Here is a 12,032-nt window from a genome sequence, read left to right as displayed (position 1 = left end):
CAAAATCTCACATGACATTCTAACAAATAACAAAAATATTATCAACATAAAACATGACAGCAACGCCAAAACAGGCTCCGTCATCCTTTGGGAACGCCCTCTCAGGGCTCCTCAACCGAATACTCTATGCCATCCACAGTAACACTCTTTACCGTGTTAAGAGAACTGAATATCTTCTCATCAACATAGTTGAAGGTTTCCGGAGTCTCTCCTTTGTCCAGAGCCTCAATAAGCGCCCGGACTCTGGGACCGTGGAGCGGGTTGCACTCTGCTATGCAGGATATCTTTCCTTCTCTGCAATATTCAAGGGACTTTTCATTCACGCCATCAAAAGAGACCACCATTACTTCTCCGTTTTTTATATTGGGTCCCACGCGTTTTCCTGCCGCTTCCAAGGCGTCTATTGCACCTATAGCCATATTGTCGTTCTCGCAGTAAACCACGTTGATGTTGTCATACCCCTTGAGCATTGCAGCCATAACTTCTCTGCCTTTATTTTCAGTAAAGTCACCGCTGACCTCTGTTATGAGATCCCAGCCGTTCTCCCTTGCTGCATTGGCCAGTCCCCTGGTTCTTCCGATCTGAGCGGTGGATCCCATCGTCCCCTGGATATTTACTATATGAAGCTCCTCAGGTGAGATGTTTCGTACTTCAGTTAATTTCCTTAGCCATTCGGTCATCTTCTTACTTTCAAGCTCGAAGTCCGAACCAACCCAGCAGGAAAAGAGTGTTTTATCTGCTACATCAACTCTTCTGTCCACTAGAATAACAGGTATTCCTGCGTCTCTGGCTTCCGTCAGAACTGATTCCCATCCTGTCTCTGTTGCGGGAGCAAGCACGATATAATCGACGCCCTGCTGAATAAACATCCTGACTGCAGTTATCTGGTTAGCCTGTTTTTGCTGTCCGTTTTTATATACAAGATTAAAACCGTTATCCCTGGTGAAGGCCTCCTGCATGGAGATTGTATTGGTATTTCTCCAGTCGGATTCCGCGCCAAGCTGTGAAAATCCCACAGTTATGAGATCTTCTTCAACGGTTTCATCTGTGCTTTCTTCTTTAATGGCACTGCTCCCGCAGCCGGCTGCAAGAGCCGGCAGGAGGAGCAGTAAGGTAAGTAGTGTGGCAATCTTTTTCATGCTTTTAATGCTTTCTTTTTCTGAGCCATAACCACGCTCTGGATCAGAAGGAATATGCAGAGCATCGCTGCGATTGTGATACCGGTCCACCAAGCCTGGTCAAGACCTGCTGACGAAACGATGTTCTGAATTGTACTAAGTGAGAGCACTCCGAAAAGTGTTCCGATAATATTTCCCACACCACCGGTAAGCATTGTGCCACCGATGATTGATGATGCGATAGCGTTCATTTCCATACCCATCGCATGGCTGGCTGAACCTGAACCAACATGGAGGAAATAAACATAACCGCCGATACCTGCGAGAACGCTGCAGATCATGTGTGAAAGGAACTTTGTTCTCTTTACATTGATGCCAAGCATAAGTGCGCTCTGCTTGTTGCCGCCCACTGCGTAAAAACTGCGGCCTAGTTTTGTCCAGCGAAGAGCAATAAACAAAACGGCTACAACTATCAGCGCAACGATTACACCGATTTCTACATAGGCAGGTACATAAATGCCCTTTTTGTTCGTGGTTCCCATTCCGGGAATAATAATTCTTGTAAGCTTAAGGGCTGTAAACTCATCATCAGCAACATTGAAAGGAGCTGTGTTAACAATAGTTGTCATACCTCTTGCAAAGAACATACCTGCAAGGGAAACGATGAAAGGCTGGATATCAAGATAAGCTACAAGGAAGCCCTGAACTAAGCCGTAAGCAATACCGATGCCAAGAGCTATAAGTATTGATCCGATGATGCTTCCGTCGTGATAATCAAGATAAACCGCGCAGCACATGGATACAAGAGCAACGACACCGCCGACTGAAATATCGATTCCGCCGGAGATCATAACCACGCTCATTCCGCATGCTGTAATAATGAGAGCCGCATTTGCATTCAGGATGTTAAAGAACATCTGGGGCTTTGTGAAAGCACCCCCCTGGAACACAATAGCTCCGATATACATAAGGAAGAAAATCACTATAGTAATAGTAAGGAGAAGAGAAGTATCATTCATCTTCCCGAAAATATTTTTCTTTGAACCGCTCATTCAGGCCACCTCCTTCTTCGCAGGCGCGACCTTCTTGGTAAGCTGCTTCATATAATCTCTCACTGTCGGAGCAGAGAACACAACAAGTACGATAACGACTACTGCCTTGTATGCTGCAAGAGCATCCGACTGAACGTTGAATTTATAGAGAGTTGTTGTAAGGAACTGAATTACATATGCTCCCAAAATAGAAGCCCACATATTAAACTTACCGCCGGAAAGTGCATTTCCGCCAAGTGCAACCGCAAGGATTGCATCCATCTCTATGTCCTTTGCAATAACGGAATAATTGATGGTTGAAAGTCTGCTGACCTTGATAAGTGCTGCAACTGCCACGCAGAGTCCAAGAATAACAAAACTGAGGAACTTTATAAATGTAGGATTGATACCGTTGAGTCTTGAAGAATTCTCGTTGATACCAACTGCCTGGGTATAAAGACCGAGGTTTGTAAACTTAAGCACAAGTGCGATTACAATGATGCATGCAATAACAATGAAAACTGTTGTCGGAACCGGAATTCCGGGAATGAAACTTCCAAAGTATGCGAACTTGGGATCCGGAACAATAGGAAGCTCATTGTTGTTGATCCACGCTGCGATGGAGCGTCCGGCCGTAAACAGTATAAGCGTCGCTATCATGGGCTGAATCTTGAATACCGCAACCAACATTCCGTTAAAAGCTCCACAGAGCATTCCTACTACACAAGCTACAAGGAATGCAACAATGATTGGTGCCGCAAGCTCTGTAGGTCTTGAAGTACCGCCGCACAGAACTCTCAGCATAGCAGAACCAGCAATAGCGATTGTAGCGCCGACAGAAATATCCTGTCCGCCTGAAGCAGCTGTAACCAGTGTCATGCCTATAGCCAGAATACCAAGCTCTGAGCCGTAGTCCAGAATTGTTATAAGGTATCCGGAGAGAACCGGATTACCTGCATTGTTAGTTCCGAGAGTTATTTTGAAAAATCCCGGATCATTGATCAGGTTTATTACCGCCAGGAGAAGAAGTGCCAGGATCGGTATAAACAACTGATTTCCAACGAGCTTTTTGAAAAAGCTCTCATCTTTATTTGCTGTTTTACTCATATCTTACTTATCCCCCGCGATTGTACTCATTATCTTATTCTGTGTAAGGTCACCGCCACTGAGTTCCCCTACAACCTTTCTGTCTCTCATAACCACAAGTCTTGAGCAGGTTCTGAGCATCTCGTCTGTTTCCGAAGAAATGAAAGTAACACTCATACCCTCTTTTGCAAGCTCAAGAACAAGCTTCTGAATATCAACCTTGGTTCCTACATCGATACCTCTCGTAGGCTCATCAAGAATAAGATACTCAGGATGCATAAGCAGCCATCTCGCAAGGATAACCTTCTGCTGATTTCCTCCGGAGAGAGACTTTATAGGTGTGTCTACCGAAGCTGTCTTTATGTTCAGCTTCTTTATGTACTCCTCAGCAAACGCATTTACCTGAGCCTTGCTGAAGGGCTTGAAAAATCCGGTAAGCACCTGAAGTGCCAGGATTATGTTTTCCTTAACAGACAGATCACCGATTATACCGTCACCTTTTCTGTCCTCAGGAAGGTAAGCAATTCCATGCTTCATGGCATCGAGCGGCTTGCTGATCTTAACCTCTTTTCCGTGCATCTTTACAGTTCCGTTAAGAACTCTGTCTGCTCCGAAAATAGCTCTTACGCACTCACTTCTTCCGGAACCGAGAAGTCCGGTAAATCCGTTGACCTCACCCTTTTTAATATAGAAATCAAAGGGCTTGATTCCTGCATTACTCTGAAGCTCCGATGCCTCAAATACACGTTCATCGGCATCCGCACCTTCATAGCTTCCGCCCTCTCCCTTAATATCCGAGAGGTCATCCATCTCTTTACCAAGCATCTTGGCAACCAGCTGAACTCTGGGCAGATCCTTGATCTCATATTCCCCGACAAGCTGACCGTCACGAAGAACCGTTATCTTGTCACAAACTTCGTAAACCTGATCAAGGAAGTGGGTTACGAAAATGATACCTACGCCTCTGGCTTTAAGATCTCTCATGAGACCGAAAAGCTTTTCAACCTCCTGCTCATCAAGTGATGATGTAGGCTCATCGAGGATAAGCACCTTACAATCCATATCTACCGCCCTTGCAATTGCAACCATCTGCTGAACCGCGATGGAGCAGTTTGAAAGCTGCTGCTTTGCCTTGGCAGGTATTTCCAGTGACTGAAGAAGCTTGTCCGCCTCCTCATTCATTTTTTTCCAATTTGTTATCTTACCTTCTCCGCGCCCTATGAACATGTTCTCGGCAACAGTAAGATTAGGGCAAAGTGTGATCTCCTGATACACTGTACTGATGCCATTTTTCTGGGCATCCTGGGGTGAGTGAATTGCTACTTCACCCTTTCCTTCAAGAGTGATGGTACCTGCATCCTTACTGTAAACACCCGTGAGAACCTTTATCAGGGTTGATTTTCCTGCGCCGTTTTCTCCCATAAGCGCATGAATCTCACCTTTATTCAGAGAAAAGTCCACATTCTGCAAAGCCTTAACACCCGGGAAGGTTTTTACTATGCCTCGCATTTCCAAAACTCTGTTATCTTCCACTGACTTACCTCTTTCCTTTTTTCTACTTACTCCATTTCAAAAGAAAGAGCGGTGCGGACATTCCGCACCGCTCAATAAATCAACTATTAGATTCCGTACTTGTCTACGTCATCCTGTGTAATTGTTGTAGCATCGAAGCCCTTCTCATCCATGATGATTGTCTTCTCTGAAAGTGTGCCGCCGCTCTCAAGAGTCTTGATGATCTCATCGATGTAACTAGCCTGGAAAGGATTGCACTGTCCGTCGTAGTTCCAGTTCTGAGCAAGAAGCTCTTCAAGTGCCCACTTGTTGCAGTCATAACCCATAACGATTACGTCTTTGCCAACGCCGTGAGAGATACCAGCTGCGTCAAGAGCTGCAACTGCACCCTTAGCCATATCGTCGTTCTCTGCATAGATTACGTTGAAAGGTGTGCCTGCATCGATAACTGACTGAACGATCTGCTGAGCTTTCTCTGCATTCCACTCAGCTGTCTGCTGTGTAACGAGGTTCCATGATGCCTCTGCGTCAACCTTGTCGCTAAGAGCTCCGGAACGTCCCTGCTGAGCTGCTGAGCCCATAACACCCTGAATGTGGATGATGTTGTACTCATCAAGTCCCTGACCTGCGAGCCACTCAACTGCCATCTCACCTTCCTTAGCCATATCAGAAACGATAGAAGCCTCATAGAGTGAAGGATCTGCATCGATTGTACGGTCGAAAAGAATAACCTTTACACCTGCTGCCTGTGCATCCTGAAGAACTGAATCCCAGCCTGCTGTGTCAGCTGCGGAAAGAAGAAGATAATCAACTTCGTCCTGGATAAAGCCCTGAGCTGCTGTGATCTGCTCATCATTCTTTAAGCTGTAAGCAAACTTAGCATCATAGCCGTTTGCCTCATTGAACATTGCCTTTAAGTCAGCATCGTTAGCTGTACGATAACCGGACTCGTTAGGATCGTTGTTGATGATACCAACCTTGATAAGGTCGCCAGATGCTGCTGTTGTCTCTTCAGCTGCGGGCTCTTCTGTAGTTGTCTCTTCAGCTGTTGTCTCTTCAGCTGCGGGCTCTTCTGTTGTTGTCTCTTCAGCTGCGGGAGTCTCTGTTGCTGCAGACTCTGCAGGAGCTTCCTGTTTTGCGCCGCCACCGCATGCAACAAGGCTAAGTGCCATTGCTGATGCCATTACCATTGACAATACTTTTCTTTTCATAACTTTTTTTCCTCCTAAAAAAATATGAAAGTTAATAGCTGTGGGAACCCTTATGTCCCCGACAAGTATTATTCTAATTTTTTTAGTAAAAAAAGCCATTGAATAAAAAATGCATTGAAGTTGATTTTTTTATGTAAATTTTATTTAAGTTCATTTTTTTATGATTTCGGTTAAGATTTTCGGGAGGCGAATATTTACAATAGTCCCGACACCTTCCGTGGAATCAATTCCCACACCGTACTCATCACCAAACGACAGCCTGATTCTCTCATTTATATTGTAGAGACCGTAAATTGTATTATCCTCGGGCTTGTCACTTTTCAGATTTTCCCTGATCGATACAAGTCTCTCATCGGAGATGCCCATACCATCGTCCTTTACAGTGATCTGGATAAACTCACCCAGATCTCCGCCGGTAACTATTATCTTGCCGCCGCCTCGCCTGTTCTTAATTCCGTGATAGAGCGCATTTTCTACCACCGGCTGAATTGTGATTTTCGGAATCACATAGTCATAAATCGTCTCCGGAACATCTATCTCATACGAAAGGATATCCTGATACCTTATCTGCTGAATCTCAAGATAACTCCTGACGTGCTGCAGATCCTCCCTGATGGTAACAATTTCTTTACCTTTATTTAGTGAGCTTCTGAAAAAGTCGGAAAGACTTCCGACCATGCTCACAACCTGCTTCTGATTACCGGCCTCCGCGGACCATACAATAGCATCGAGCGTATTATACAAAAAGTGAGGATTTATCTGCGCCTGCAAAAGCTCAAACTCCGCTTTTCTCAGCTGCTTCTGCTCATTTTTTACCTGCTCCTCGATAGGCCTTGTAATCCACAAAGGCCCCCAGAAAGACATAACCATAATGAAGATAACGATAAATGCAAACAAACCGGTTGAGATTTTTACGATATCAAAATAGAACTGACTGGTCTCCTGCTGAGCCGTTTGAAGCTGTCTGTTTTCATAGTAGACGTACTCATTGATGGTTTCCTGCAAAAGCGACGTTACAATCTGGACATCATTCTCCCAGATCGTGATATTTGCCTCGTACCTGTCCTCGTAGTTCATATTATCTTCGATTCGATCAATATAAGTCTCGAGGTTGTTAAGGTATTTCTGTGCGCTCTCAAGACGCTTCCTGTTATCCTTGGTATCAGTGTAATCCTCGAGCCTCTCAACAACTTCCCTGGCATCGGACAAATACTCCGGTATCTTGGAATCCGCAAGCGCTACGTTTCCAACAATGAGCAAATAGGTCTCGTAATCAAAGTCCTCTTTGAAATCAAGACTGAATTCACTGGCCGCCACCACCGAACTTAGCATGTCTTTGTATCGCTCATTGATCGTCCACATATTATAAAAAGCGTACGCCATGAAAATGATGCTCGGAAGGAGCAGTATCACATATGAAATTCTTATCTGATTGGCCAGCTTGGATTTTCCGCTAACCGACCGTCTGCTCAATCCGTTTTCCATCAACTAATTCTCCTCCGTGCGATTACCGCCTCTGTACTGAGTAGGTGTAACCCCCTGAGTCTTTTTAAATAAATACGAAAAATAATGAGGATCCTTATATCCCACCATGAGCCCTATCTCGTTGCTCTTTTTGGATGTACTGCTGAGAAGCTCCTTCGCAGCATTCATACGATAGTCGGTGAGATATTTGATAAACGGCTGACCTGTCTGCTGCCTGAAAACTGCACTTAAATGATTAGGTGAAAAGTTAACGTGCGCGGCAAGTGTATTAAGCGACAGATCCTCCTCCGTGTAATGCTCCTCTATATAATTCATCACTTCGTTTACAACGTCGCGATAATGTCCCTTGTTATCATTTTCCCTTAAAGCCGCAGCATTTTTTACTATGCGGACCATATACTGCTGCGTCTTTTCCTCATCCGCAAGGACATCGGGAACGGGTATCTCCGGCTTCTCCTCACAGTGAAGCTCATTTTCCATAAAGTCCGTAACACAGAAATAGACATCCATCGCAATATACTGACGAAGAAGAGTTGAGCGAATCGCACCTTTTCCCATTCCGTTAATGAACTCTTCTATGAAAAATTCAGCCTCAGTGGTATCGCCTCTTCTGAGGAACTCTCTTATCAGCCTTCTGTCTATATGTCTCGGGTCAATTTCCGACAAAACCACATCCTCCTGCTGGGGATGGAGCATGTCCTCCTGACCTATCAAAAAGCCGTTGTCATCTGTCAAATACATGTGAGCGAAGGCTCTGCTGGCCCAGGAAAAAGATATCGGGATATCCGAAACTCGTCCTACGCACTGTCCAACACCTCCAAAATATTTTATATGATGGTACTTCTCGAAAAGCTTCTTCATTTTGAGCATGCTTTCTTCGATTTTCGCACCAATGGATTCATCGTCATCACCCTTGAACAAGAGTGCCGCACCCTCGATTCCAAGATCAAAGAAAATAGCACCTGCCTCTTCCGCAATGCCCCTTACACCCTTCTCAATTTCCACAACACTCTGGGAATACTCGTAGGCATCATGGCGGGTAGACCAAACCTTTAGACGAATCACGTTATATCTTATGGAAGTAAGGTCGAGTGAAAGCTTTTTAGCTCTGTCAAGAATCTCAGACAGTCCCTTGGTGCCTGCCACAAGATCTGCGAAAAGTTCCTGTCTGTCGTACTCAGTGCGCTCCAGCATTTCTTCTTCATAGCGCTTTTTCACTTCACGCTCACGGCGCTTTTCTCTTGTTTTCTCAGCAAGATTATCAATCTCTTTTAATAGATTTTCACCGCTTATGGGCTTACTAAGGTAGCTGGACACACCTATCCTTATAGCTTCCTGGGCAAACTGGAAATCTTCGTAACCCGTAAGAAGAATTATCTCTATCCAGGGAAACTGCTCCTTTATCATTCTGCTAAGAGTCAGCCCATCCATAAAGGGCATCTTGATATCTGTGATCACGATATCCGGCTGGAGTTTCTGAATCATGGGATAGGCCACTTCACCGTCTCCCGCTTCGCCGCAGAATTCGTAGCCATGTACTTCCCAGTCTATATTATTTTTAATTCCTTCTCTGACGACAAACTCGTCTTCCACCAAAAAAACTTTCATGTTTCCTCCAAAAAATAGGAATTTCGGAGACATTTCCTATAAGATAAAAACCCTTCCAGGTGTGACACCCGGAAGGGTCAATTCACCCCTCTTCCGTCAGCTTCGCTGACACCTTCCCCCCAGGGGAAGGCTATGAGGGCTCGTTTTACTCGTAGATCTTAGCCTTTTCCTCACCGTTCATAACGCGAAGGGCGCCCTGAGCAAGTGCAAGAAGCTCATCCTCTCCGGGATAAACAGTAACAGGTGCAATAAACTTAACCTTATCTGTCAATCTATCCATAAGTGCAGCATTGTATGCAATACCACCTGTGATGATGATCTGATCAACCTTACCGTCGAGAACAGCTGCTTCGGATCCGATGTTCTTAGCAAGCTGGAAAAGGAATGCATCGATAACGAGCTTTGCCTTCTCATTGCCCTCATCTCTCATCTTAACAACTTCTCTCATGTCGTTGGTGCCGAGCCATGCATTGAAGCCGCCGTTACCAACTGCCATCTTACGAACCTCTGCCTCAGAATATTTACCTGAGAAGCAAAGCTTGATAAGACCGCCTGTAGGAAGACCGCCTGCACGCTCAGGAGACATAGCTCCGTCACCGTCAAGAGCGTTGAATACATCGATGATCTGACCGTTATTGTGAGCACCAACGGAAACACCACCGCCGAGGTGAACTACTACAAGATTGATATCCTCGTACTTTTTGCCGTTTTCCTTAGCAAATCTTCTGGCAACAGCCTTCTGATTCAGAGCATGGAAAATTGAAACTCTGGGGAGCTGAGGAAGACCTGAAACTCTTGCCTCATCGCAGAGCTCATCTACAACAACGGGATCTACTATATAGGAAGGAACACCGATCTCATCAGCGATCTCTTTTGCAAGAAGTCCGCCGAGGTTAGATGCGTGTTCACCCTGAACGCCTGCCTTAAGATCCTTAAGGAGTGCATCGTTAACTTCATAAGTACCGCCCGGGATAGGCTTTACAAGACCGCCGCGGCCTACGATTACGTTAAAAGACTTAACATCAACATTTGACTCTTTAAGGAAATTGAGAATAAGTTCTTTTCTCCAGCCAAGCTGATCTGTGATGTGGTCATACTTTGCAATCTCTTCTGTGGGATGGCGAAGTGTCTCATCCATCTTAAGAGTCTCATCCTCGAAGATACCGAGCTTTGTTGATGTGGAACCGGGATTGATAATTAAACTTTTAATCATGGTTTTCTCTCCTTTTTTATACCCCCTCATCCGGCACTTCGTGCCACCTTCCCCCCAAGGGGAAGGCTATTAGAGGTTCTTCTCTTCTGCTACTACTGCTGCAAGTGCGATAGAGTTGAGCTTAACCTCAACTGAATCGGAACGTGATGTAAGAATAACGGGAGCCTTGGTTCCTGTTAAGATGTTACCGTTTTTAACTGTTGCAAGACGAACGATTGTCTTGTAAGTAAGGTTACCTGCATGGATGTCAGGGAAAAGAAGAATATCAGCGTCGCCGACAATCTTACGATCCTTAGCACCTGCCTTGTGCTCTGCTGCAGAAGGATCAATTGCAAGGTCCATGGAAAGAGGTCCGTCAACGATGCAGTTCTTGATCTCGCCTGCCTCGTTAAGACGTGTGAGCTCAGCTGCCTCAACTGTAACGGGCATCTTGTCGTTTACAACCTCAACTGCTGCAAGAGGAGCAACCTTAGGACAATCAACTCCGCAAGCACGTGCTACGTTAACTGTATACTCGATAATAACCTTTTTATCTTCAAGAGTCGGATAGGGCATGAAAGCAACGTCTGTAAGGAATAAAAGACGATCTATGCCTGGAATCTCAAATACACAAACATGAGAAAGAGGACGACCTGTACGAAGTCCAACCTCTTTATTCAGAACTGACTTAAGGAAGGTCTTGGAATCAAGCTGACCCTTCATGTAAATATCAGCTTTACCGTCATGAACAAGTGAAACTGCAGTTGTAGCTGCCTCTACTGTGTCCTTCACATCAATAATTTCGAACTGGGAAAGATCCATTCCCATACCTGCTGCGATCTTCTCGATCTCATCCTTATCGCCTACAAGGATTGCATCGGCAATGCCGCGCTCCTTAGCAAGCTTAACAGCCTCAAGAACAGGCTCATCCTGTGCGCATGCAACCGCAAGCTTCTTAGTGCTTGCTGTCTTTAACTTTGCAAGAATATCGTCGAAACTCTTACTCATTTGTGTTCCTCCTGATTGTTGAAAAAATAATAATTCTCTGCCATATAATAAAATAATGGCACATCGTTAAAATTTTACCACGATGTGCCACGCATTTCAATCTAACTGGCTTATTTACTCCATTCTTGAGAAGTATTCTTCTATAATATATGTAGGTACTTCGGAATTCATTACATAATTCTTGTCGTCGTCTATCATTTGAAGAAGAACATCGGCAATTTCGGGATCAAACTGGGTTCCCTTTCCATCCTCGATTTCCTGTCTAATCTTCTTCTGCTTCATAACGCAGGAATAATTTCTCTCTGAGCTCATTGCATCATAGGCATCCGCAACACCTATGATTCGCGCCTCCTCAGGAATTGCCATTCCTACGAGACCATCCGGATATCCGCTTCCGTCAAATCTCTCATGATGCCATCTTGCACCCACTGCAAGCCCCGGAATCTCTGTGATGTCCTGGAGGATCTTCGCACCTATCATTGGATGCTTTTTCATAAGGTCGTACTCTTCCTCCTGCAACCCCTCCGGCTTAGCGGTTATGGAGTCGGGAACACCGATTTTACCTATATCATGAAGCAGTCCCATCTGATATATCTCGTACTGCTCCATGCGGCTTTTCCCCATGCGTCTTGCAATCTCCATCGAGTAAAGCGCAACTCTCTCAGAATGCTCTTTTGTATATCTTCCGTTTTCATCAGCAACCCTTGCAAGTGCATGCATAAGCTGATCCGTGATTCTCTTTTGCTGATGATATTTGATTTCAAAATTATCCATTTAATGA

At 45.0% G+C, this 12,032-nt stretch carries 10 protein-coding genes; all 10 read right to left on the bottom strand.

Translation table 11 applies throughout. The annotated features are described in order from the left end of the window. Window positions 1-101: 101 nt before the first annotated feature. A complete protein-coding gene (locus tag BMW61_RS02815) occupies window positions 102-1,139 on the bottom strand; it encodes an ABC transporter substrate-binding protein (protein WP_091819709.1) in 1,038 nt (345 codons plus the stop codon). Further along, window positions 1,136-2,170 (bottom strand): ABC transporter permease subunit, encoded by a 1,035-nt coding sequence (locus BMW61_RS02810; protein WP_091819707.1) that lies wholly within the window; start codon window positions 2,168-2,170, stop codon window positions 1,136-1,138. The genes BMW61_RS02815 and BMW61_RS02810 overlap by 4 nt, the downstream gene beginning before the upstream one ends. Continuing rightward, window positions 2,171-3,256 (bottom strand): ABC transporter permease, encoded by a 1,086-nt coding sequence (locus BMW61_RS02805; RefSeq protein ID WP_022760808.1) that lies wholly within the window; start codon window positions 3,254-3,256, stop codon window positions 2,171-2,173. Window positions 3,257-3,259: 3 nt separating this feature from the next. After that, window positions 3,260-4,744, bottom strand: coding sequence for a sugar ABC transporter ATP-binding protein (locus tag BMW61_RS02800; protein WP_091819972.1), 1,485 nt, complete (start codon window positions 4,742-4,744; stop codon window positions 3,260-3,262). Window positions 4,745-4,854: 110 nt separating this feature from the next. Continuing rightward, complete coding sequence (locus tag BMW61_RS02795; protein ID WP_026499421.1) at window positions 4,855-5,958, bottom strand: ABC transporter substrate-binding protein; 1,104 nt, start codon at window positions 5,956-5,958, stop codon at window positions 4,855-4,857. Between the two features lie 150 nt (window positions 5,959-6,108). Further along, window positions 6,109-7,443, bottom strand: a complete 1,335-nt coding sequence (locus tag BMW61_RS02790) for a sensor histidine kinase (RefSeq protein WP_044959890.1) — start codon at window positions 7,441-7,443, stop codon at window positions 6,109-6,111. Window positions 7,444-7,446: 3 nt separating this feature from the next. Continuing rightward, window positions 7,447-9,051 (bottom strand): response regulator transcription factor, encoded by a 1,605-nt coding sequence (locus BMW61_RS02785; protein WP_091819705.1) that lies wholly within the window; start codon window positions 9,049-9,051, stop codon window positions 7,447-7,449. Window positions 9,052-9,196: 145 nt separating this feature from the next. Then, window positions 9,197-10,264: a butyrate kinase gene (gene buk / locus BMW61_RS02780; RefSeq protein ID WP_091819704.1), complete on the bottom strand. Its 1,068-nt coding sequence runs from the start codon at window positions 10,262-10,264 to the stop codon at window positions 9,197-9,199. A 69-nt stretch (window positions 10,265-10,333) separates the two neighbouring features. After that, window positions 10,334-11,251: a phosphate butyryltransferase gene (gene ptb, locus BMW61_RS02775; RefSeq protein ID WP_022760802.1), complete on the bottom strand. Its 918-nt coding sequence runs from the start codon at window positions 11,249-11,251 to the stop codon at window positions 10,334-10,336. Between the two features lie 114 nt (window positions 11,252-11,365). Then, window positions 11,366-12,025: an HD-GYP domain-containing protein gene (locus tag BMW61_RS02770; RefSeq protein ID WP_022760801.1), complete on the bottom strand. Its 660-nt coding sequence runs from the start codon at window positions 12,023-12,025 to the stop codon at window positions 11,366-11,368. Between the last annotated feature and the right edge of the window lie 7 nt (window positions 12,026-12,032).

This window comes from Butyrivibrio sp. ob235 (genome assembly GCF_900109475.1).
Lineage (GTDB): Bacteria > Bacillota > Clostridia > Lachnospirales > Lachnospiraceae > Butyrivibrio.
Note: the sequence above shows the minus strand (reverse complement) of the source record. Positions and strands in the feature narration are given on the sequence as shown.

Coding starts and splice junctions, on each gene's coding strand:
- BMW61_RS02815 (WP_091819709.1), bottom strand. CDS start 1,139: ATGAAAAAGATTGCCACACTACTTACCTTACTGCTCCTCCTGCCGGCT.
- BMW61_RS02810 (WP_091819707.1), bottom strand. CDS start 2,170: ATGAGCGGTTCAAAGAAAAATATTTTCGGGAAGATGAATGATACTTCT.
- BMW61_RS02805 (WP_022760808.1), bottom strand. CDS start 3,256: ATGAGTAAAACAGCAAATAAAGATGAGAGCTTTTTCAAAAAGCTCGTT.
- BMW61_RS02800 (WP_091819972.1), bottom strand. CDS start 4,744: ATGCGAGGCATAGTAAAAACCTTCCCGGGTGTTAAGGCTTTGCAGAAT.
- BMW61_RS02795 (WP_026499421.1), bottom strand. CDS start 5,958: ATGAAAAGAAAAGTATTGTCAATGGTAATGGCATCAGCAATGGCACTT.
- BMW61_RS02790 (WP_044959890.1), bottom strand. CDS start 7,443: ATGGAAAACGGATTGAGCAGACGGTCGGTTAGCGGAAAATCCAAGCTG.
- BMW61_RS02785 (WP_091819705.1), bottom strand. CDS start 9,051: ATGAAAGTTTTTTTGGTGGAAGACGAGTTTGTCGTCAGAGAAGGAATT.
- buk (WP_091819704.1), bottom strand. CDS start 10,264: ATGATTAAAAGTTTAATTATCAATCCCGGTTCCACATCAACAAAGCTC.
- ptb (WP_022760802.1), bottom strand. CDS start 11,251: ATGAGTAAGAGTTTCGACGATATTCTTGCAAAGTTAAAGACAGCAAGC.
- BMW61_RS02770 (WP_022760801.1), bottom strand. CDS start 12,025: ATGGATAATTTTGAAATCAAATATCATCAGCAAAAGAGAATCACGGAT.